General features: G+C 30.3%; 24 protein-coding genes. 7 read left to right on the top strand and 17 right to left on the bottom strand.

The window, feature by feature from the left end:
* The first annotated feature begins 147 nt into the window (after window positions 1-147).
* Window positions 148-1,149, top strand: coding sequence for a UDP-glucose 4-epimerase GalE (gene galE / locus DWZ53_RS08100; protein ID WP_118433331.1), 1,002 nt, complete (start codon window positions 148-150; stop codon window positions 1,147-1,149).
* Window positions 1,150-1,173: 24 nt separating this feature from the next.
* On the opposite strand, the gene DWZ53_RS08095 is transcribed toward galE, so the two are convergent.
* Window positions 1,174-1,740, bottom strand: a complete 567-nt coding sequence (locus tag DWZ53_RS08095) for a hypothetical protein (RefSeq protein ID WP_118433329.1) — start codon at window positions 1,738-1,740, stop codon at window positions 1,174-1,176.
* A gap of 181 nt (window positions 1,741-1,921) precedes the next feature.
* Here DWZ53_RS08095 and DWZ53_RS08090 point away from each other — a divergent pair, with 181 nt between their 5' ends.
* Window positions 1,922-2,341, top strand: a complete 420-nt coding sequence (locus tag DWZ53_RS08090) for a hypothetical protein (protein WP_118433327.1) — start codon at window positions 1,922-1,924, stop codon at window positions 2,339-2,341.
* Between the two features lie 56 nt (window positions 2,342-2,397).
* Here DWZ53_RS08090 and alr read toward each other — a convergent pair whose 3' ends face one another.
* Both alr and DWZ53_RS08080 read right to left on the bottom strand, forming a co-directional pair.
* Window positions 2,398-3,507 (bottom strand): alanine racemase, encoded by a 1,110-nt coding sequence (alr, locus tag DWZ53_RS08085; protein WP_118433325.1) that lies wholly within the window; start codon window positions 3,505-3,507, stop codon window positions 2,398-2,400.
* Between the two features lie 55 nt (window positions 3,508-3,562).
* Window positions 3,563-4,546, bottom strand: a complete 984-nt coding sequence (locus tag DWZ53_RS08080; RefSeq protein ID WP_118433323.1) for a hypothetical protein — start codon at window positions 4,544-4,546, stop codon at window positions 3,563-3,565.
* A gap of 93 nt (window positions 4,547-4,639) precedes the next feature.
* On the opposite strand from DWZ53_RS08080, the gene DWZ53_RS08075 reads away from it, so the two are divergent.
* Window positions 4,640-4,843 carry a DUF378 domain-containing protein gene (locus tag DWZ53_RS08075; RefSeq protein ID WP_118433321.1) on the top strand — a complete coding sequence of 68 codons (204 nt, stop codon included), beginning with the start codon at window positions 4,640-4,642 and terminating at the stop codon, window positions 4,841-4,843.
* Between the two features lie 6 nt (window positions 4,844-4,849).
* On the opposite strand, the gene DWZ53_RS08070 is transcribed toward DWZ53_RS08075, so the two are convergent.
* Genes DWZ53_RS08070 through DWZ53_RS08060 form a run of 3 tightly spaced genes read right to left on the bottom strand, consistent with a single transcriptional unit; the run spans window position 4,850 to window position 6,636 of the window.
* On the bottom strand, window positions 4,850-5,470 hold the full coding sequence (locus DWZ53_RS08070; RefSeq protein ID WP_118433319.1) for an HAD family hydrolase: 621 nt from the start codon (window positions 5,468-5,470) through the stop codon (window positions 4,850-4,852).
* Entirely contained in the window at window positions 5,470-6,168 is a 699-nt protein-coding gene (deoD, locus tag DWZ53_RS08065) for a purine-nucleoside phosphorylase (protein WP_118433317.1), read from the bottom strand. The genes DWZ53_RS08070 and deoD overlap by 1 nt, the downstream gene beginning before the upstream one ends.
* Before the next feature lie 12 nt (window positions 6,169-6,180).
* Window positions 6,181-6,636, bottom strand: a complete 456-nt coding sequence (locus tag DWZ53_RS08060) for a hypothetical protein (protein WP_118433315.1) — start codon at window positions 6,634-6,636, stop codon at window positions 6,181-6,183.
* Between the two features lie 127 nt (window positions 6,637-6,763).
* Between DWZ53_RS08060 and DWZ53_RS08055 the strand changes: the two genes are divergently transcribed.
* The 4 genes from DWZ53_RS08055 to asnB are packed head-to-tail and all read left to right on the top strand — an operon-like array spanning window position 6,764 to window position 10,363.
* Entirely contained in the window at window positions 6,764-7,129 is a 366-nt protein-coding gene (locus DWZ53_RS08055) for a hypothetical protein (protein WP_118433313.1), read from the top strand.
* A gap of 12 nt (window positions 7,130-7,141) precedes the next feature.
* Window positions 7,142-7,579, top strand: coding sequence for an NfeD family protein (locus tag DWZ53_RS08050; RefSeq protein ID WP_233541864.1), 438 nt, complete (start codon window positions 7,142-7,144; stop codon window positions 7,577-7,579).
* A 1-nt stretch (window position 7,580) separates the two neighbouring features.
* A complete protein-coding gene (locus tag DWZ53_RS08045) occupies window positions 7,581-8,489 on the top strand; it encodes an SPFH domain-containing protein (protein ID WP_118433311.1) in 909 nt (302 codons plus the stop codon).
* A gap of 59 nt (window positions 8,490-8,548) precedes the next feature.
* A complete protein-coding gene (gene asnB / locus DWZ53_RS08040) occupies window positions 8,549-10,363 on the top strand; it encodes an asparagine synthase (glutamine-hydrolyzing) (protein WP_233541863.1) in 1,815 nt (604 codons plus the stop codon).
* Window positions 10,364-10,372: 9 nt separating this feature from the next.
* On the opposite strand, the gene DWZ53_RS08035 is transcribed toward asnB, so the two are convergent.
* From DWZ53_RS08035 to DWZ53_RS07985, 11 genes are all read right to left on the bottom strand, one after another.
* Window positions 10,373-10,765 carry a hypothetical protein gene (locus DWZ53_RS08035; RefSeq protein ID WP_118433309.1) on the bottom strand — a complete coding sequence of 131 codons (393 nt, stop codon included), beginning with the start codon at window positions 10,763-10,765 and terminating at the stop codon, window positions 10,373-10,375.
* A gap of 42 nt (window positions 10,766-10,807) precedes the next feature.
* Window positions 10,808-11,503: a DUF554 domain-containing protein gene (locus tag DWZ53_RS08030; RefSeq protein ID WP_118433307.1), complete on the bottom strand. Its 696-nt coding sequence runs from the start codon at window positions 11,501-11,503 to the stop codon at window positions 10,808-10,810.
* A gap of 39 nt (window positions 11,504-11,542) precedes the next feature.
* Complete coding sequence (gene aroD / locus DWZ53_RS08025) at window positions 11,543-12,304, bottom strand: type I 3-dehydroquinate dehydratase (RefSeq protein WP_118433305.1); 762 nt, start codon at window positions 12,302-12,304, stop codon at window positions 11,543-11,545.
* A gap of 97 nt (window positions 12,305-12,401) precedes the next feature.
* Window positions 12,402-13,010 carry a V-type ATP synthase subunit D gene (locus DWZ53_RS08020; protein WP_118433303.1) on the bottom strand — a complete coding sequence of 203 codons (609 nt, stop codon included), beginning with the start codon at window positions 13,008-13,010 and terminating at the stop codon, window positions 12,402-12,404.
* A gap of 2 nt (window positions 13,011-13,012) precedes the next feature.
* Window positions 13,013-14,455 (bottom strand): V-type ATP synthase subunit B, encoded by a 1,443-nt coding sequence (locus tag DWZ53_RS08015; RefSeq protein WP_118433301.1) that lies wholly within the window; start codon window positions 14,453-14,455, stop codon window positions 13,013-13,015.
* Between the two features lie 12 nt (window positions 14,456-14,467).
* Window positions 14,468-16,219, bottom strand: a complete 1,752-nt coding sequence (locus DWZ53_RS08010) for a V-type ATP synthase subunit A (protein ID WP_118433299.1) — start codon at window positions 16,217-16,219, stop codon at window positions 14,468-14,470.
* Window positions 16,220-16,231: 12 nt separating this feature from the next.
* Complete coding sequence (locus tag DWZ53_RS08005) at window positions 16,232-16,828, bottom strand: V-type ATP synthase subunit E (protein WP_118433297.1); 597 nt, start codon at window positions 16,826-16,828, stop codon at window positions 16,232-16,234.
* An 11-nt stretch (window positions 16,829-16,839) separates the two neighbouring features.
* Window positions 16,840-17,148: a V-type ATP synthase subunit F gene (locus DWZ53_RS08000; RefSeq protein ID WP_118433295.1), complete on the bottom strand. Its 309-nt coding sequence runs from the start codon at window positions 17,146-17,148 to the stop codon at window positions 16,840-16,842.
* Between the two features lie 14 nt (window positions 17,149-17,162).
* The gene (locus DWZ53_RS07995; protein WP_118433293.1) at window positions 17,163-17,597 is read right to left on the bottom strand and encodes an ATP synthase subunit C; all 435 of its coding nucleotides are present in this window, start codon (window positions 17,595-17,597) and stop codon (window positions 17,163-17,165) included.
* Between the two features lie 18 nt (window positions 17,598-17,615).
* A complete protein-coding gene (locus DWZ53_RS07990; protein WP_118433291.1) occupies window positions 17,616-19,505 on the bottom strand; it encodes a V-type ATP synthase subunit I in 1,890 nt (629 codons plus the stop codon).
* 12 nt (window positions 19,506-19,517) lie between these two features.
* Window positions 19,518-20,876, bottom strand: a complete 1,359-nt coding sequence (locus DWZ53_RS07985; RefSeq protein WP_118433289.1) for a hypothetical protein — start codon at window positions 20,874-20,876, stop codon at window positions 19,518-19,520.
* Window positions 20,877-20,885: the final 9 nt, after the last annotated feature.

Raw genomic sequence — 20,885 nt, 5'->3', positions numbered from 1 at the left:
CTTGACCAGTGCCCATTTATAATATCATCTCATTCTTTTGAAGTCAACGGTTTTTTTCATTTTTTTTATATAAGTTTTCGACTTCTCATTTTCTTTCCATTATTTGAAAAAAATGATAAAATATATATGTCTTAAGGAGGACCTTGTATGAACGTATTAGTAACAGGTGGTACTGGTTATATTGGAAGTCATATTTGCGTAGAATTAATTCAAGCAGGACATCAAGTTATTGTTATTGATGATTTTTCTAATTCTAAACCAGAAGTACTACAATATATTAAAGATATTACAGGAAAAGAAGTTAAGTTTTATGAATTTAATGTTTTAGATGAAGTAAAAACAAAATCTGTATTTAAAGAAAATCATATTGATTCAATTATTCATTGCGCTGCATTCAAAGCAGTTGGTGAATCAGTAGAAAAACCTATTGAATATTATACTAACAACTTAATGACAACTTTGATTGTTGCTAAAATGATGAAGAAATACCATGTTAATAACATCGTATTTAGTTCAAGTGCAACTGTTTATGGTGATCCTGAAGTTGTTCCATTAACTGAAGATTGTCATTTAGGTGATACAACCAATCCATATGGAGCAAGTAAAGCAATGATGGAACGTATTTTAACAGATGTTCAACACGCTTGCCCAGATATGTCAGTTACATTGCTTCGTTATTTTAATCCAATTGGTGCTCATCAATCAGGATTACTTGGTGAAGATCCAAAAGGAATTCCTAACAACTTAATGCCATATATCATGAAAGTAGCTACAGGTGAACTTCCATGTTTAGGTGTATTTGGTAATGATTATGACACTCCAGATGGTACCGGTGTTCGTGATTATATTCATGTTGTTGATTTAGCTAAAGGACATGTTCTCGCTATCGAAAAATATAACACACCTGGTGTCCATATTACTAATTTAGGTACCGGTAAAGGATATAGCGTTTTAGAATTAGTCCATGCTTTTGAAAAAGTAAATGGTGTTAAAATTAATTATGAAATTAAACCTCGTCGTGCCGGAGATATTGCCACATGCTATGCTGATCCATCTAAAGCAAAAAAAGAATTAGGTTGGCAAGCAACTCATAATATCGAAGACATGTGTCGTGATACTTGGAACTTTGCTAAAACTCATTTAAAATAAAAGTCAATCATTAGATTGGCTTTTTTATTTATATATGTATTTTTCTTTTCTTTCTTGTGCATTCATCTTCATAATTATGTCATAACACATGTTATTGACAACAGTACAAAATAAAGAAAAAGTTTTTGGTGATTGATTCCTTAGTGATAAAATAAATTTTTTAGCAACGGCATTATGTTTTTCACTTTTTGAACGTGCCATATCTCTTGTTAATCCCGCAGAGATAATTTTTAGACCAAATATTTTTTTCGATTCACGATTGAATAACAGCATAAAATTATACAAATCTAAATTTCTTTTAGGAAGACTTGCAATCGTTTTAGAAATGGTTTCTCTTTCACTAAGTAAAATAATGGCTGTACGATAACTAATTTCATTAAATTCATCAATTTCCCCCTCATTTATATCTGATAAATAATAATAAAGGGTATTCCCTAACAATATAAAAGCTTCTTCATTACTAAGATAATCATGTTGAAACAATCCTTGAGTAGGTAATAACCTTGTTTTTATTCTTTTTCCTCTTAAAGGTCCTGCTTTAATAGTATTTGAAACACTCATATTTTCATTATTAAAATAAGATATTTTCATATAATCCCCCTTTTCATATTATTTTACCATGATTTAAAAGGAAGCTCTGAGCATTCCGTGATAGTCAGATGGTTGTCTAGGAAAAACAACTTTATAATTTTGGTTTTTTATGTGATAGCGATTTATTATTGTTTCATACACTAAAATTTGCTATTATATATAAAAGTGAGGAGGACTTTTCATGAAAATACTTAAAAAATTATGGAAAGAAATAAGTGTTTTTGGATTAGTACTTGTTGTTTTTCTTTGTTTATATGGCTATCGTACTGTTACCCATGTAGAAATGACAACAATTAGCCAAACAAAACTAGAATCAAAAATTAAAGATAAAGATAGTTTTGTCGTTGTTGTTGGTAAAGATAGCGATAATACAACTTTAAATTATCAAGATGTATGCTTAAAATACTTAAAGAAAAATCGTAGAGATCGTATTTATTATGTAAATCTAGATAGCGAAAGTGATGCAACAAAATATATTCAAAAAACATTTAAAACATCAGATGGTACTGTTCCTTCAACTTTTGTTTTAGAAAAAGGAAAAGTGACAAAACAAAAAGATGGTGCTCTATCATATTATCGTTTAGCACAATTATTTAAATAAAAAATCTAGCAGCCAGCTAGATTTTTTTATTATGATAAAAGGCATCTCAATGATGCCTATTTAAATTCAACTATTTTTTTTATAGAACCATTTTGCATATAGATGCGTGGAACACGATTAGAAACTAAACACATAATTTCATATGAAATGGTATTTAAATCTTTAGCCATGCTTTCTAAAGAAATATGAGGTCCAAAAATTTCAACTTCATCACCAACATGAACACGATCATCTACGCGTACCATCATTTGATCCATGCATACACGTCCTACAATTTGATATCGTTGTCCATTAATCCATACATATCTTCCTTGATTACGTCTTGTAAAACCATCAGCATAACCTATTGGTAACGTAGCAATATATTCTTCTTGCTTTGCTTCATAAGTTAAACCATAGCCCACTTTTTCTCCAGGATATATTTTTTTAATCATCGCCACTTTTGTATAAAGTGACATCACTTGTTTAAATTCATCACTTTCTTTACCGGCAGGATCACATCCATACATTGTAATCCCAATTCTTCCTAAATTTGAACGTGTATCTTCATGATAAGCCATAGCCGCAGAGTTACAACAATGAATATATTTAAATTTTAAGTCTCCTACCATATCATAAAAAGTATCAACTTGTTTTTGATAAGCAACATCATCACAATCTGCTGTAGCAAAATGAGTAAAGATACCTTCAATTTCAAATTGATCAGGATTAATTGTAGCAAGTAACTCATGCAATTGTTCTTTTGTTGTCAAACCAATTCGATGCATCCCTGTATCTAATTTAATATGAATCTTTAATTTGTGATGTGGTTCAATTAAATGAGTAAGTAAATGCATGTAATCTAAAGAAACCATCGAAAGAGAAATATCATATTTTATAGCTAAATCTATATCTTCTTTGCTTGTAGGAATAGCCCCTAAAATAAGAATCCCTTCTTTGATTCCTAATTCTCTTAATTCTATTGCTTCTTTTAATGTTGCAACAGCAAACATTTCTATATAGTCAAAGTCTTTTAAAAAACTTGCTACTTCTTTATATCCATGTCCATAAGCATCGGCTTTGATGACTGCCATCAAAGGTCTTTTAAATTGTTGATGAACTTTTTCTACATTATATTTTAAATGATCTAAATCAATTAGTGCATATGTGTCACGTTTTAGAAACATCGATCATACCTCCAGTTACCTTATAAGTATAATCTTTTTTGTTTTATAATTCAATCTACTTCGTTGCACAAGATTGCATACTTGTCATGACTGAGACCATTTCATCTTTAGTTAAGTCCTGAGAATAAATACTGCATATCAATCCAGAATTAATCATTGTAAGTTTATTATTACTATAATATGCAAAACCATCAACCATATCAATCACTTCATCTTGAATAACATTGACTTGTACATCGTCTTTACGTCCATAAGATTCAACAACAGTATAGCTCTTTTCTCCTTTAAATTTTAATACATGATTTTTCTTCCCATCTATGACACTTACGGTTTCACTATCTAAGTCACTACCAAGCATCGCTACCGGATAAAGAATAGAACTATCATAAGATACTCTTGTTTCTTTTTTAGCTTTTTTTAAAACCTGATTTTGGTTAAATTGAGATAATTTTAGTTTGATATGAGGATCAAATGTTGATATTTTTGTTGTAATAATTTCAGTTTCATCTTTATCAAGACAAACAACTCGTTTAGGATTGAGTGCTTTATCAAAGGTCATTTCTTGTGATACAATACGCTGATCATTAGGATACTTTACTTTTGCTTGCACCTTATATCCATCTTTTATCTTTTCTACTTTATTTTTTTCTAATAAGGAAATTAAAGAACGATAAATATAAGGCTTAGGACTATTAGTTGGCCAATCACTTTGAAACTTAAATATCTGGTTCATGGTAGGCGTTAAAACAAAAACACCTTCTTGGTTACGAATAATAATTTGTGCTTGATTCAACGATTTATCGTATAACTCTACTTTATAATATTCATCTTTTTCTTTTTTTAAGTAATCTACTTTGACTTCATAATTTTTAAGTTCATCATTTTGAGCCATTTCCATTTGACATGTTAATTCATAGCGATCATAAGCCTTTACTTTTTCAATCGTTTTATCTAAAGAATGATCTTTAAATTTAAAAAAAATCAATGTCCCTACTAACAATGCCACAACAACTGCTACAATCATATATATCTTTTTCATTATTCTTCCTCCTAAATAAAATTATGAAATGAATATATATTTATGTATAAATAATTGATTAATGGGATAGACTTTGTTTAAGGAGGTAAAAAAATGAATGCAATTCAAAAAACAGCTCTTGTATTTACTATTATTGGTGGTATTAACTGGGGCTTAATTGGTTTATTCCATTTCAATTTAGTTGAGTCATTATTTGGTATCAACAGTTTTCTTACAATGCTTATTTATATTATTGTTGGAATTGCTGCACTTATTAATATTATGCTTTTATTTCAAGATTTAAATCAAAAAGAGTAGCTTTCGCTACTCAATAATAAATGGTGACATATGACCATCTTTCGTATCAATTTTAACTCTGTTTTTAACCATCTTTAACATGGGAATATCATGCTTTGAATCTGAATAAGCAAAAGAATGATCATAATCTATTTCTAGATTATGATTTTTTATTACTTCCATAATCCTATTAATCTTTTCTTCATTCTTACAATTTTTACCAATCATTTTACCTGTATAATGATTATTTTTGATAACCGTCTTGGTACCCAAAATAGCATCTACAGGTAATCTACAATAACGTAAATAAGCCTCTACTGAAGCACTACAAATATAAATCACATATCCTTCTTCTTTTTTCTTTTTTAATTCTTCAATAACATGAGGATAATAATGTTTTTCTACTTCTTCTTCAAAGAAAGCTTGTACTTCTCTTTCACTCATTCTATTTAAAGGAAAAAGTGTTGCACTTTTAGCTTGATTAAAAGAAGCAAGTTTTAACACATAAAGAATACACACTATAGCCATAGGAATTAAATAAATCACACCTAAAGGATGCTTTTTTAAATAGTAACGAATTAACATTGTTCCTGAACTACCATGAATTAAAGTATCATCAAAATCAAAAAAACAAAATTTTTGTTTCATTATATTAACCCCAAAGCAACATCCATCATTTCAGTAAATGTTTTTTCTCTTTCATCTGCTGATGTTTTTTCATTAGACACTAATGAATCAGATACTGTAAATAATGCCATTGCTTCCTTCTTTAATGATGCTGCTGTTGTAAATAAAGCATAAGTTTCCATTTCTACCGCTAAACAACCCATTTTAGCCCATTTACCATTACAATCATCTTGATGATAAAAAATATCTGACGAAATCACATTTCCTACATGATAATTTAAACCTTTTTCTTTACATAAAGTGGCTGCTTGTTGTAATAAATTAAAAGTAGAAATAGCACTAAATGTTCCTGGTAATTCATATTGATGGGCGTAGTTAGAATCCGTACATGCTCCTTGAGCTAAAATAATATCACGAATATGAACATCTTCTTGTAAAGAACCACATGTCCCTATTCTAATAATTCTTTCTACATCATACATCGTATAAAGTTCATAACAATAAATACCCATACTTGGCATTCCCATCCCTGAAGCCATCACTGAAACTGGTTTTCCTTTATATGTTCCTGTATAGCCAAACATATTTCTCACACTATTAAACTGCTCAACGTTTTCTAAATATTTTTCAGCTAAAAATTTTGCTCGTAAAGGATCACCTGGCATCAAAACTGTTTTAGCAATTTGTCCAACTTCTGCTTGATTATGTGGTGTTGACATCTTCATTCCTCCTTATTGTTTAACCTTTCCATCTTTTAAATAATAAATTGTTTCAATTTCATTATTTTCTTTAATCTTTTTTCCTTCAATGGCATTGATTAATCTTGTAACATACTCATCTTTATTACCTGCTCCTAGAACTGCAAAATAACCATCTAAAATAACTAAAGGCCCATAACCATAATGATCTTGATTAAAATCTATAAACTGATTGATATAACCATCATAAGCATTTTTCATTGCTTCAACATTTTGATCACCATCCATGTTCCACGCTTTAATTTTTATATGTTTACCAAACTCCTCTTTAATTGCTGGTAAAACACTCTTTTTAAAATACTGACAATTAGAACAGTCTTCTAAATAAAAATAAGTTAAATGATATGTTTCTTTCCATTCATGTTTTTGACTCGTACAACCTGTTAAAAATAATCCTAAAATTAAAAAAACTTTTATAATTTTTTTCATATTCCACCTCATTTCGTATTATAACCCAAACCTGATTATTTGTATATCTTCTTGCTATATCATTAAAATAATATTTGTTGCATAAAAATAATATTTATAATACAATGTAATCAGAAAGGGGATTACTATGGGATTTATATGGTCGACAAACGAAGTGACAAAAAAGACAGTCACAATTTATAGTTCAAATATTACTTTAAATACTGCTGCATGTCATCATTTTGAAAATGTAGAATATGTTCTTTTAGGGCTAGATCATGAAAATAACTTATTAGGTATTAAACCAGTAGATAAAACAATGATTGAACAAGAACTTTATCCTCAAGATCAATTACATCGTATTTCTATTGGTAAAAGTTATGGAAGAATATCTAATAAAACATTTATTCAAGAACTAGCTCAACTCTATCATCTTGATTTAGATAAAAAGCAAGGAATTAAATATTCTGCTCACTATGATGTCGTCCATCAAATTCTTACTGTAAAATTATAAAGGGGTGAAATCATGATGATTTTAATTTGGCTATCTATTATTATTGTTGCCACAATTATTGAAATTATTACAGTAGATTTAGTAAGTATTTGGTTTGCGATTGGTGGTGTTGGTGCTGCAATTGCCACCCTGCTTCATCTTTCGACATCTATCCAAATCACATTTTTCATTGTTTTAAGTTTCATTTGTATTATTCTTACTAGACCACTAGCAAAAAAGTATCTTAGAACAAATATTGTTCATACTAATTATGATCGTGTTATTGGTCATCATGGAGTGGTCACTAAAAGAATGGACATGGACTCTAAAGGGGAAGTTAAAGTCATGTCTACACTATGGATGGCATGTTCATGTAATGGTGAAACATTAGAAATGGGTGATTATTGTGAAGTGCTTGCTGTGGAAGGTGCACATTTAATTGTAAAAAAAATTAACAAGGGAGAATCTTAATATGTTTACATTTATTTTATGGGTTATTTTAATTTGTATTATTGTGAGTATGATTGGTTCAACAATTCGTATTGTTCCTCAATCAAAAGCTTATGTTGTAGAAAGAATCGGTGCGTATAATCGCACATGTAATGTTGGTTTACACATTCTTATTCCTTTTTTAGATCGTGTCGCTAACAAGGTTTCATTAAAAGAACAAGTCGTTGACTTTGCACCACAACCTGTTATTACTAAAGATAACGTTACAATGCAAATTGATACCGTTGTTTATTATCAAATTACTGATCCAAAATTATTTACTTATGGGGTTGATCGTCCTATTAACGCTATTGAAAATTTAACAGCGACAACACTTAGAAATATCATTGGAGATCTTGAATTAGATGAAACACTCACTTCTCGTGATATTATTAATTCAAGAATGCGTAGTATTTTGGATGATGCGACTGATCCATGGGGAATTAAAGTTCATCGTGTAGAAGTTAAAAACATTATTCCTCCTCGTGATATTCAAGAAGCAATGGAAAAACAAATGCGTGCTGAACGTGAAAGACGTGAAGCTATTTTACAAGCTGAAGGTAAAAAGACAGCTGCAATCTTAAATGCTGAAGGAGATAAGGAATCAACAATTCTACGTGCTACTGCCGAAAAAGAAGCAGCTATCGCAAAAGCTGAAGGTGAAGCAGAAGCATTAAGACTTGTTTATGAAGCTCAAGCTAAAGGGATTCAATATATCAATGATGCTCGTCCTGAACAAGCTTATGTTACATTACAAGGATTTAAAGCTTTAGAAGAACTTGCTAAAGGTGATGCAACAAAGATTATTATTCCAAGTGAATTACAAGGAATGGCAGGGCTTGCTTCATCACTCAAAGAAATCGTAAGTGATAAAAAAGAAAATAAAGAATAAAAGAAGTCATTGACTTCTTTTTATTTTGTTTAAACATATACATATTTTGAGGTGATTTTATGTGTGGTATTTTATGTATGTATAATACTCAAGATAATCTTAATGATAAGACCCATTTGTTTCATAAAATGTTAACATTGATGAATCATCGTGGACCTGATGATTGCCGTGTTCATTATGAAGATCATGTTTTATTAGGACATTGTCGTTTATCAATTATTGATCTTCAGGGAGGAAAACAGCCTTTTGAATATACCTATCAAGGGATCACTTATCAAATTATCTTTAATGGTGAAATTTATAATATGAATTCACTCAAGCAACAATTGATTGATGAAGGATTTCATTTTCATAGTCAAAGTGATAGTGAAGTACTTTTAGTAAGTTATATTGCTTATAAAGAAAAATGTTTAAATAAGCTAGAAGGCATCTTTAGTTTTATTGTCAGTTATCAAGATAAACTTTTTATTGCCAGAGATCATTTAGGTGTAAAACCTCTCTATTATTTACATCAAGATCATACTTTTATTTTTGCTAGTGAAATAAAATCTATTCTCTTATATTTAGGTAAAGCTGTTGTTGATCAAACCGGTATTAAAGAACTTCTTGGCTTAGGTCCTAGTTTAACTCCCGGAAGAACACTCTACCAAAATATTTATAGTCTTAGAGCTGGGCATTATATGTATATTGATCATGATGACTATTATCTTGAACGTTATTGGCAATTAGAAAGAAAATATCATCCCCATAATTATGAACAAACTGTCAAACATGTACGTTCTCTTGTAAATGAAAGTATTCACCAACAACTATTAAGTGATGTTCCCATTTCCTGTATGTTATCAGGAGGTTTAGATTCCAGCATCATCACTGCTCTTGCTACCCAATATGTCAACCATGTTTCAACATATAGTATTGACTACCAAGATCAAGATCAATACTTTAAACCTTATGATTATCAAATGACAAAAGATAGTGATTATATTGATGATATGGTCAATCGTTACCAGACAAACCACTACAATGTTGTCCTTTCACAAAAAAACCTGATTATGTTTTTAAAACAAAGTATGATTGCTAGAGATGGTCCAGGAATGGCTGACATTGATTCTAGTTTTCTACTCTTTTGTAAAGAAATTCATCGTCATCATAAAGTAGTCTTATCAGGTGAATGTGCTGATGAAATATTTGGTGGCTATCCTTGGTTTTATAAAAAAGAACTTTATAGTTTAGATACTTTTCCTTGGATTAGAGACATTGATAAAAGACTTGATTTATTAAATGAAAAAACAAAGAATCTGCATATTAAAGAATATGTTAAAGAACGTTATTTAGATAGTTTAGCAGAAATAGATTATTTTGATCATCACTTCTATGATTCTAATAAAAGAAAAATGATGTATCTTAATATGGAATGGTTTATGCAGACACTCCTTACTCGTAGTGATAGTCAATCTATGTATAATGGCGTTGAGTTAAGGGTTCCTTTTGCTTCTAAAAAGATTGTTGAATATATGTATAATGTTCCTTGGGAATATATGTATCAAGGTAATCGAGAAAAAGGATTATTGCGTGATGCTTTTCAAGACTTTTTACCAGAAGATATCTATAATCGTAAAAAGAATCCTTATCCAAAAACACATTCTCCTTTTTACCTATCCTACATTAAAAATCTACTAATAGAATCTTTATCAGATAAAAATAATATTCTATTCCAATTATTTGATGAAAATAAACTTAAAGAAATGATTGAACATAGTGATAAAATTCATGTTCCCTGGTTTGGTCAATTAATGATGGGACCACAATTACTTGCTTATTTTTATCAAATATACATTTGGGGTAAACTCTATCATATTGAATTACACTTCTAACAAGCAAGGTTATACTCCTTGCTTGTTTTTAAGTTCTACAACAATATTATTATCTTCTATTTTCATATTTTCTATCCATTCATTTTTAATAATGATAGATTCATCATTCACAGTAAGATATCGATTTTGATTTAGATATTCTTTTAAGATTTTATTAAAATCAAAATAAATAAAACCATATTTTATTGTTCCTTTTGTATCAATAATGATGTCATCTTCTACTCTTATTCTAGCAATTAATTTTACTATGGTTTCCATATGATAATATTGGACGAGTAATTGCCCGTGTATATAGTGATCAATATCTATTTCGACCCTTTTTAAAATAATTTCTTGAAAATCAAAATAACGATCATAAAGCATCCAAATGATTCTTTCTAAACTTGTAGCATCAATTTTCATAGACTCACCTAATTTATCATATGCAAATAAATTAAAAAGGCTCTATAATAATACAAATAAAGCCACAATAAGAATACTTGGCAGCATATTAGCTACTTTTATTTTCGTATTCACCGTTAAATTTAAACCCACAACAAAAATTAACATCGATCCTAATACTGAAATATTAAATATCACCTGCTTCGTTAATAGTGGACTAATAAATGAAGCTAACAGCGTGATACAATCTTGAAATATAAATACCGGCACAAATGAAAAAAGTGCTCCCTTTCCCATTGAACTAGCTAATACCATAACAATAATAAAATCTAATATTGCTTTTGCTATTAAAATGGAATAATCTTGATATAAAGCATCTTGAATTGAACCAATAATCGCCATAGCACCAATACATACTGTTAATGATGTAGTAATAAAAGCATCCAAAAACATTGAGTCTCCATAACTATGACTTTTTTGTTTTAGCCATTTTCCAAACTGATTTAATCTTCCTTCTATATCAATAAATTCACCTATCAATGTTCCTAAAACAAGACTTAAAATAATCATCATACTTAAATCTTCTTTGGTTTGAAATCCTTTCAAACCACCACTTAATCCTATAAATAAAACTGCTAAACCTGATGCTTTCAATAATGATTCTTGTATTGTTTGTTTAAGAATCTTTTTAAATTTCATTCCTAATAATCCACCAGCAATAATAGCACTGGTATTGATTATTGTGCCTAAACCAATCATTAACTTCCTCCTTATAAAAAAAGATTGATTTTCATCAATCTATTTTTCAATACTATTATGAATAACATCAAGAATAGTAACCATATCTTGATAATTGATTTGTCCCGGCGCACTGGCTTTACCATCACTAGCAAAAGTAATACTACTTCCGAACTGTTCCCCAGATAAACGAGTAACTAAGCCAAGTGGAGACATTGACATTGTTACAATTGGTTTATTATATTTTTCTCTGGCAACATTTGTAAAATTCATTAATGATAAAACATCTTTTTGATCTTCTGGCATAACTGCAATTTTATAAATATCTGCTTCATATGATTCCATCACATCAAATCTTTGAATTAATGTATCAATTTCTGGTGTTCTTTTAAAATCATGATATGACATAAGCATGAAACATCCTGCTTGATGAATTAAATTTTTAAATTCAATGGCATAGTTTGTTCCTACTTCTACTTCAACATCATAAATATCAAATGCTTTAGATTCAATACCTTGTTCATATAAATGATAATATTCTTTATTTTCTAATGAACTTTGCCCTCCTTCTCGCATAGAACGGCATGTTAAAATAACTGGTTTGTTCAAATTTAAATTCTTAATATCAGCAAATAATGCTTTAACACTACTTTCATCAGATAAATTTTCAAAATAATCTATTCTTAATTCTACTAAATCAAACTGTTTATCTTGTGTTTGTTTTAAACTATTGATAATTGCATCATGTGTCGTTTCAACAACTGGTACACATACTTTGGGTTTCCCTTCACCCAAGATTACATCTCTTACTTTTATAGACATATTTTCACCCTCTTTTACTCACATAATAAGTATAATGATTCTAACAAAAAAGAAAAGTCTTTTTCATAAATTAAAATAAAAAAGATAAACCTAAAGTTTATCTTTTTTGTTCTTTAATTACTTTTTGTCTTGAGAATTCCTCACGTTCTTTTTCTTCTAGTGATTCAGTAATAAATTTTGCTGTTGCTTGAAATTCAGGAATAGAAATATTCTTAAGGGCATTGGCTCTTTTTTGAGTTTTTCTAATAGCGTTAGCTAAACGATAAACTGAGTTTTCTACTTCTGCTAAGATAACAGTTAATTCTTTAACACGATAGAAACATTCAAAAGCATAATCCACTTTCGAATTAGAACGATCCATGTTATAACTACAAACCATTGGTGGTTTACTATAAGAAATTTTAGGAATTTCAACTCCCATTACACTTCGATAAACAATGGAAATTCCATAATCAATAGAAGTGGCATTAACAAGATCACTAATTAATCCTAAAGAGATATTGGCTTCTTGAAGCGCATCATATGCTTGTTGATAAGCATCCGTGATCTGATCACGAACAAGTTTAACATCATCTAGTAATGACATCATTTCTTTAATAAGGACATTTCTTTTTTTATCTAATAAGTCATATCCTGTAATGGCTAATTCTAATGATTTTTTTGTTGCAATCAGATTTCCTTTAGTAGGAACTACTTTCAATGCCATGATTAATCACCTGTTTCTTGTAATTCTTTAATAATCTTTTTCTCTTTAATATTAAAGCGCATAACAGCTTTTTCATGATCATAAAATTCATCTAGTAATTTGTTATCTAGACGATCTAATGCTTCTCTTGGAAGTACAGAAACTAAATCCCATCCTAAATCTAATGTTTCTTCAATTGAACGGTTAGAATCAAAACCTTGATTTAAGAAGTATTCTTCAAATAATTTACCAAATGATAAATATTGTTTATCTAATGGTGATAATTCATCTTCACCAATTACCGATGTTAATGATTTAACATCTTGTACATGAGCATAACATGCAAATAATTGGTTTGCGATGTCTTGGTGATCACTACGGGTATAACCTTCACCAATACCATCTTTCATTAAACGTGATAATGATGGTAAAACATCAACTGGTGGATAAATACCAGCAGAATTTAATTCAGCACTTAATGAAATTTGTCCTTCTGTAATATATCCAGTTAAGTCTGGCACCGGATGAGTAATGTCATTGTTAGGCATTGTAAGGATTGGAATTTGTGTTACTGATCCTTTTGCATCCTTAATAATTCCAGCTCTTTCATATAAAGAAGCTAAGTCTGAATATAAGTATCCTGGATAACCTTTACGACCAGGAATTTCACCCTTACTTGAAGAGAATTCACGTAATGCTTCACAATATGAAGTCACGTCAGTATAAATAACAAGAACGTGCATATCTTGTTTATAAGCTAAATATTCAGCTGCAGTTAATGCACAACGTGGTGTTAAAGTACGTTCGATAATTGGGTCATTAGAAAGATTTAAGAACATAACAACTCTTTCCATAACTCCGGCTTCTTTAAAACTACGTTTGAAGTAGTTTGCTACGTCATTAGTAACCCCCATAGCTGCAAAGACAATTGCGAAACCTTTACCTGATTCATCAGCAACCTTTGCTTGTTTAACAATTTGTACTGCTAAACGGTCATGTGGTAAACCAGATCCTGAGAAGATTGGTAACTTTTGTCCACGAATAAGTGTAGCCAAACAGTCAATAGAAGAAATACCAGTATTAATATAGTTACGTGGATAAACACGGCTTACTGGATTTAATGGTAAACCATTAATATCCATCATTTCTTCTGCATAGATTTCTCCTAAACCATCAATTGGTCTACCTGCACCATTAAAGATTCTTCCTAAGATTTCTTTAGATACAGGTAATTCCATTGGTCTACCAAGTAATCTTGTTTTTGTATTTTCTAGAGATAATTCGTTTGTTCCTTCAAATACTTGGACAACGACTTTTTCTCCTTCAATTTGAACAATACGTCCTGAACGTGTTGTTCCATTATTTAATTGGATTTCAACCATTTCATCGTATGAAGCCCCTTTAACGTGGTCTAAAACGACTAATGATCCATTAATTTCATTTAATCCTACATATTGTAGTGCCATCATCATTCCTCCCTACGCTACAGATTTTACTGCTTCATCAATATCATGATAATAAGTATCTAATTTTTCAATATGATCATTTGGAATATCATATTTCATTTTAATAACTTGTTCAAAGATACCTGTTTCACTAATAGCACGAACGACTTTACCTTGTGCTACAGCTTCTTGACATTTTTTATTTAAATATAGGATAACTTCCATCATCTTTAATTGTTTTTCCATAGGTACATAAGTATCATCTTTATGGAAAGCATTTTGTTGAAGATATCCAACACGAACGACTTTAGCAATTTCCATAATTAACTTTTGATCTTCAGGTAATACATCAGGACCCATTAATTTAACAATTTCATTTAATTTAGCTTCTTCAGCTAAAATATATGAAAGTTCTTGACGGTCACTAACAAACTTAGGACCAACATTTTTATCATACCATTTTTCTAAATCATAAACATAATCACTATATGATTGTGTCCAGTTAATCGCAAAATAGTGACGAGCATAAGCTAATGCTTTATCTAACGCCCAGAAACATCTTACGAAACGTTTTGTATTTTGAGTTACTGGTTCAGAGAAGTCAGCCCCTTGTGGTGATACGGCACCAATGATTGATACTGAACCTTCTGTTCCATTTAAGTTTTTCATATATCCAGCACGTTCATAGAATTGAGATAAACGTGATGGTAAGTATGCTGGGAATCCTTCTTCAGCTGGCATTTCTTCTAGACGACCAGAAATTTCACGTAAAGCTTCTGCCCAACGAGAAGTTGAATCTGCCATGATAGCAACATGATATCCCATATCACGATAATATTCAGCTAAAGTAACTCCAGTATAAATACTTGCTTCACGTGCCGCAACTGGCATGTTTGATGTATTCGCAATTAATACAGTACGATCAGTTAATGGTTTACCACTCTTAGGGTCAATTAATTCACTGAACTCTTCAAGTACTTGAGTCATTTCGTTACCACGTTCTCCACAACCAACATAAACGATAATATCTGCATCACACCATTTAGCAATTTGGTGTTGTGTCATTGTTTTACCAGTACCAAATCCACCTGGAATGGCTGCTGTTCCACCTTTAGCAATTGGGAATAATGTATCAATAACACGTTGACCAGTTACTAAAGGAATAGAGATAGGTAAACGTTCATTGATAGGACGAGGTGTTTTAATTGGCCATTTTTGACATAATGTACATTCATGAACATTTCCTTGTTCATCTTGTACTTTCACTACCCAATCATTAACTGTATATTTTCCATTTTCTTTAACTTCTACGACTGTTCCTTTTAATCCTGGAGCAATCATACATTTATGAACAATTAAGTCAGTTTCAGGACATGTTGCATAAACATCTCCACCTTTTACTTGATCACCAACTTTAACTGTTACTGTTACATCCCAAAGTGCACCGACATCTAAAGAATCAACATCACTACCTGCTTCAATAAAAGCACCTGATTGTTCAGCAATAGCTTTTAATGGTCTTTCAATCCCATCAAAGATATTACGTAAGATTCCTGGACCTAATGTCGCACAAATTGGTGAACCCGTTGAAATAACTGGTTCTCCTGGTTTTAAACCAGTTGTTGTTTCATATACCTGAATCGTTGTAAATTGATCAGAAATAGAAATAACTTCCCCCATTAATTTAGCATGACCTACATAGACCATTTCCAACATTGAAAATGATGAGGCATTTTTTACTTTTACAACAGGTCCGTTAATTGAATAAATTACATTTTCACTCATTGATTAACCTCCCTATCTGATCATTAATCCTGATGTTTTATAAAACCAATCTTTTTGGCTTTCTAACGCAAAATCTAATGATTCATCCACAACAACATGTGTTGTCTTGTTTTCTAAAATAAATCCACCAATTAAAATATCTTGACTTACTTCTACTTCAACTGGTAATTGATAAGCTTTAACTAATTCATCTTTTAAAGCTTGATCTGCTTCTCTTACTTTTAAAACACAGTTTTCCATTTGATATTCTTTAGAAACTGCACTGACACGATTAACTAAATAATCATGATATTCATTTCCTGAAGCAAAAGAAACTAATTTTTCTTTTGCTTCATTAAAAATATCAGCTACAAAACCATCTCTTTTTTCAACTAATTGTTTTGTTCTTGTTTCAAGATTAGCTGCAGCTTCAACACTTGCTTGTGATGAAATTTCAGCTAATTCTTTATTTAATTGAGCACTTGCATCTGCTTTAGCTTCAGCTTTCATTGATTCATATGCTTCTTGTTCTAACTCTTTAGCTTCGCTAAGAATTTGTTCTTCTTCTTTTTTAGCAAGTCTTTCAATTTCTTCTTTCATATAAAGAAAGATTTGTTCTTTACTTTGCATAGCGTCATCTCCTATAACTTCACACCAATTGCTTCAGAGACATACCTATCAATGGTTTCACCAATTTTGCTGTCCCCATGACGGTCAGGTATTTCTACAAGCAATGGTTTTTGTTGTTTCAGTTTGATTTCAGAAATAACATCTGGTGCTAATTCAATTAATTTAGTTGTAATTAAGATAATACCAATTGTGTTATCTTTAAGTTTTTCTTCTAATAATTCTAAGAATTCTCTTCTTTTATGAACAACTTCACCTTCAATACCAACTAAACGTAATCCAATTTGCGTATCGATGTTATCGCTAATTAGATAAAATTTCATATTACCAGCTCTTTCTAGATTTTATTGATAATTAAGATAGAGATTAATAAACCATAGATAGCAACCCCTTCACCTAAGGCTACGAAGATTAATGATTTACCAAAGTTCTTTTCATTTTCAGAGAATGCTCCAATTGCAGCAGGAGCAGCAGCTGCTACGGCAATACCTGCGCCTAATGCAGAGAAACCAGTTGATAAAGATGCAGCTAAGAATCCTAAACCTTGAGCGATAGTTCCTGTAATTGATGCAACACCACTTGCAGCGAATACGCTTGATCCAGACATAGCTAAAGCTAATGTTAATAATACAGCACCAGCAAATCCACTAATGTGTAAAGCTAATCTTGTTTTTGCTTGTTTTACAGAAGCTTTTCCTGTAAATACTTTTACTAATGGTAATGATAATAATACAACGATAAATAATGGTACTAAAATTTCTAAAACTGTCATGATAAAATCCTCCTAAAATTACTCTTTAATCGTTTTAAATGGGATACCATTTCCCTCATAATATCTTGAGAACATTTCATAGAATTCAAGACGTAAGACTTGAATACCAACGATCATTCCCTCTAAACACATAACAAAGATGTTACCTAAAATGATAACAACCAGTTCACCAATACTACCGAACATTCCGGCAAGTGTATAAACAACTAACATCATTCCGGCATGGGATAAAACGAACCCACCAACACGTAAGAATGACATCGTATTTGTGATAAAAGATAATACTACTTCAAATAATTCAAAGAAACCTTCAACAAAGAATGCACCAAATCCATTTGGGAACATTGGTTGATGTTCTTCAAATTTTCTAATAAGTGGTTCCTTTAAGAAAATTAAGAAAATAGGAATCACGATAAATACAATCACATATAACGCATTAACAATATTTAATCCGGTAAACATTCCAACAACAGCAACAATAACTGCAACATAGAATGTTACCCCGCAAATACCATTTTGACTTAACAATGCTTCACCAATGTTTTTCTTCTTAAAATTCAAAACAACATTGAAAATCATTGAAATCAAAATCAAGACAACACCTAAACCAATAGCCGCCATTAATAACGTCATTGTATTTTCAGGTGACATCGCGTTAAACATTGGAATCAGTATTTCTTCACTACCAAATACCGAACCAAAGATAATTCCAAAGAAAGCACTAGAAATACCTAAACGCATTCCTACTGCACCTAATTCTAAGTTAAATTTCTTATAAGCAACAAAGCCTACAATTGATAATAAAATACCTTGACCTAAATCGCCAAACATAATACCAAATAACAATGTATAAGATAACGCTACTAATAAAGTAGGATCAACATCATTGTATTTTGGTACACCATACATTTCTACGAACATTCTAAATGGTCTTGCAAACCAAGAATTCTTTAATAATGTAGGTGGTTCTAAACGAACATCTGATGTAGCTGGAAGAACTTCTACATGAACATTACCAATACTTTCAAAATCATTTTTAAAAGCATCAACTTTTTTAGCAGGAACAAATCCTGTAACTGTAAGTTTATCTCCCATAACTACAATATACTTTTGCATAATATAGACTGAATTTAATTCACTGGCAATCGTATAAATACGATTAACTTCATCTATATTATCACTAATAATCTTATCTATTCTTTTTTGTAACTGTACACTATGTTCTTTTGCTGAATTTGTTTCATCTTGGATTTCTGCAATCGCTAAATCTGCTTCACCATGAATGAATTCAGGAATATGAATACGTTCAAAGTAAAGTGAAGTAAAGACATTGTCTACCTCAGGTGCATCTCCTGGTGTTGTAATATACATACACCAAGTATAGCGCTCATCCATTTCAAATGATTTGTAAACAAATGGTAGTGATTCATAAAACTCTAATTTTCCAACATTACTATTAGGAATTTTACCAAATCTGACTTGTAGATACTGACAACTAAATAAATCATCAAAATTGACATCCAAACCAGCAACATTCCTAAGTTGTACGATAGCATCATCATTTTCTTTAATCATCGCTAATAACTGTTCTTTAACAGCATCAATTCGATCAATATCAAGAAATAAATCATCCAAGAATTCTTTAACTTTAACAACATTCAACTGATTACTTTCAGTTTTTACTGTTTGTGCTTGAAAATGATACTTTTCAGTCATTTCTTGAATACGCACTAACAATTCTTCATAAAGATTATCTTTATTATAAACTGTAAGTCCTGCAACACTATCAGTAAACTTAGATGCAAGTTCAGGATGAAAATCATCATGATTATATAATTTCAATAATACTGAGTTATAACAGTCTTTATTGAAATCAACATTGACTAAGTTTAACTTTGTAATTGCCATTGTATCCCTCCTTTATATTTTTATTGTTTTTCTTGTTAACTTCTTAATGATAATTAAAATCACAACCACGATTACATTAAATAAAACAAATAACATAAACAAATGAACACGATCTAAAGGCATTGTAAATAACGCTGGATAAAGATGTTTTGAATAGAAGATACTTCCTTCAATCAATCCACCTACAAAAATCGCAGCGCCCATTCTCTTTAAAATACCTGAGAAATGGTTTTTATTTTTACCTAACAAATATCCTAAAATAATAAGAACAAGTCCTACTCCAAAATCACCAATTAATAGTGCTGCTGAAATCATTAATGATAAGGCAACAACTGTTGTTGGATCAAATGTATCACCAATCTGTGCTGTTAACAGATTTTCAAATGGAGCAAAAACACGATTATTTCTTAAAATTACTGGGCTAATAATATCTCTTTCTTGATAAATATTAACTGGTAATTCATGAATTTGGATACTTTGAATATCTTTTAATTTTGCTTGCATTTGAGTTGCATCAAAATCACTGAATGCATAAATAGCATCTTTATGTGAAAAATCTACAACATATTGGCATTGATCATATAAATGTTTTAAGTGATACACGATTGTATATGTTTGATTTAATTGATCTTTATACTGATTTGCAAGTTTTTCAAGTTTTCCATTTGCTTCTTCAATGAATTTTTCCATATTTGTTTGTTCATTGTCTAATTCTTGAATAGCTTCTTCAAATTTACCATGAGCAAATTCTGGTAAGACATTTTCTTTAAATCCCATTGAATAGAAAATATTATCAATTTCACTCATCTTATCAGTCATTCCACAATACACTAACCATAAATGGTTTTTAGTACGATGTAATTCATGATAAATAAACATGTAATCTTTAAAATATTTAATCTTTTCAACTTGGCTAATTGGTAAACGTCCAAAACGAACTGTTATATAATGTGTATTTTCTAAATCATCTAAAGAAATATTTGATTTCTTTAAATGATTTAAAAGAATTACAGCTTCTTTATTTTCTTGACATTCTGTTTCAAGATTTTCTTTAATTTGAAGAATTGATTCATATTGTTGTTCAACTTCATCAATCATTGATTTAACTTCATTTAAATCAATTTCTTCTTCATGATATTGACCTACTTTTTGTTCAATATTCAATTCACCAAAAATTCTAAGTAAATCATCTAAAGGTTCATTGTAAGGATTGCTTCCATCCATTACTGAAACACCTTTAACTTTATTGACAATCTTTTTAGAATCTTGAGGAAATACATCCTTTTTTAATTTTGTCATTCTAAATAATACTTTCATTAAATCTTGTTGTTCAAATGAAATATTATATAAATGTGTTTGTACAACTGCCATCCACAATAC

The organism is Coprobacillus sp. AF33-1AC (assembly GCF_003475785.1).
GTDB lineage: Bacteria > Bacillota_I > Bacilli_A > Erysipelotrichales > Coprobacillaceae > Faecalibacillus.
The sequence above is the reverse complement of the archived record's forward strand: the minus strand, read 5'-3'. Positions and strand labels throughout refer to the sequence as shown.

Excerpts from the sequence above, each read along its gene's own strand:
- DWZ53_RS08050 (WP_233541864.1), top strand. The coding sequence starts at position 7,142 with ATGATGATTTTAATTTGGCTATCTATTATTATTGTTGCCACAATTATT.
- DWZ53_RS07985 (WP_118433289.1), bottom strand. The coding sequence starts at position 20,876 with ATGGCAGTTGTACAAACACATTTATATAATATTTCATTTGAACAACAA.
- asnB (WP_233541863.1), top strand. The coding sequence starts at position 8,549 with ATGTGTGGTATTTTATGTATGTATAATACTCAAGATAATCTTAATGAT.
- DWZ53_RS08060 (WP_118433315.1), bottom strand. The coding sequence starts at position 6,636 with ATGAAAAAAATTATAAAAGTTTTTTTAATTTTAGGATTATTTTTAACA.
- DWZ53_RS08055 (WP_118433313.1), top strand. The coding sequence starts at position 6,764 with ATGGGATTTATATGGTCGACAAACGAAGTGACAAAAAAGACAGTCACA.
- DWZ53_RS08045 (WP_118433311.1), top strand. The coding sequence starts at position 7,581 with ATGTTTACATTTATTTTATGGGTTATTTTAATTTGTATTATTGTGAGT.
- DWZ53_RS08020 (WP_118433303.1), bottom strand. The coding sequence starts at position 13,010 with ATGGCATTGAAAGTAGTTCCTACTAAAGGAAATCTGATTGCAACAAAA.
- galE (WP_118433331.1), top strand. The coding sequence starts at position 148 with ATGAACGTATTAGTAACAGGTGGTACTGGTTATATTGGAAGTCATATT.
- DWZ53_RS08075 (WP_118433321.1), top strand. The coding sequence starts at position 4,640 with ATGAATGCAATTCAAAAAACAGCTCTTGTATTTACTATTATTGGTGGT.
- DWZ53_RS07995 (WP_118433293.1), bottom strand. The coding sequence starts at position 17,597 with ATGACAGTTTTAGAAATTTTAGTACCATTATTTATCGTTGTATTATTA.
- deoD (WP_118433317.1), bottom strand. The coding sequence starts at position 6,168 with ATGTCAACACCACATAATCAAGCAGAAGTTGGACAAATTGCTAAAACA.
- DWZ53_RS08070 (WP_118433319.1), bottom strand. The coding sequence starts at position 5,470 with ATGAAACAAAAATTTTGTTTTTTTGATTTTGATGATACTTTAATTCAT.
- DWZ53_RS08015 (WP_118433301.1), bottom strand. The coding sequence starts at position 14,455 with ATGGCACTACAATATGTAGGATTAAATGAAATTAATGGATCATTAGTC.
- DWZ53_RS08080 (WP_118433323.1), bottom strand. The coding sequence starts at position 4,546 with ATGAAAAAGATATATATGATTGTAGCAGTTGTTGTGGCATTGTTAGTA.
- DWZ53_RS07990 (WP_118433291.1), bottom strand. The coding sequence starts at position 19,505 with ATGGCAATTACAAAGTTAAACTTAGTCAATGTTGATTTCAATAAAGAC.
- DWZ53_RS08030 (WP_118433307.1), bottom strand. The coding sequence starts at position 11,503 with ATGATTGGTTTAGGCACAATAATCAATACCAGTGCTATTATTGCTGGT.
- DWZ53_RS08090 (WP_118433327.1), top strand. The coding sequence starts at position 1,922 with ATGAAAATACTTAAAAAATTATGGAAAGAAATAAGTGTTTTTGGATTA.
- alr (WP_118433325.1), bottom strand. The coding sequence starts at position 3,507 with ATGTTTCTAAAACGTGACACATATGCACTAATTGATTTAGATCATTTA.
- DWZ53_RS08010 (WP_118433299.1), bottom strand. The coding sequence starts at position 16,219 with ATGAGTGAAAATGTAATTTATTCAATTAACGGACCTGTTGTAAAAGTA.
- DWZ53_RS08000 (WP_118433295.1), bottom strand. The coding sequence starts at position 17,148 with ATGAAATTTTATCTAATTAGCGATAACATCGATACGCAAATTGGATTA.
- DWZ53_RS08005 (WP_118433297.1), bottom strand. The coding sequence starts at position 16,828 with ATGCAAAGTAAAGAACAAATCTTTCTTTATATGAAAGAAGAAATTGAA.
- DWZ53_RS08035 (WP_118433309.1), bottom strand. The coding sequence starts at position 10,765 with ATGAAAATTGATGCTACAAGTTTAGAAAGAATCATTTGGATGCTTTAT.
- aroD (WP_118433305.1), bottom strand. The coding sequence starts at position 12,304 with ATGTCTATAAAAGTAAGAGATGTAATCTTGGGTGAAGGGAAACCCAAA.
- DWZ53_RS08095 (WP_118433329.1), bottom strand. The coding sequence starts at position 1,740 with ATGAAAATATCTTATTTTAATAATGAAAATATGAGTGTTTCAAATACT.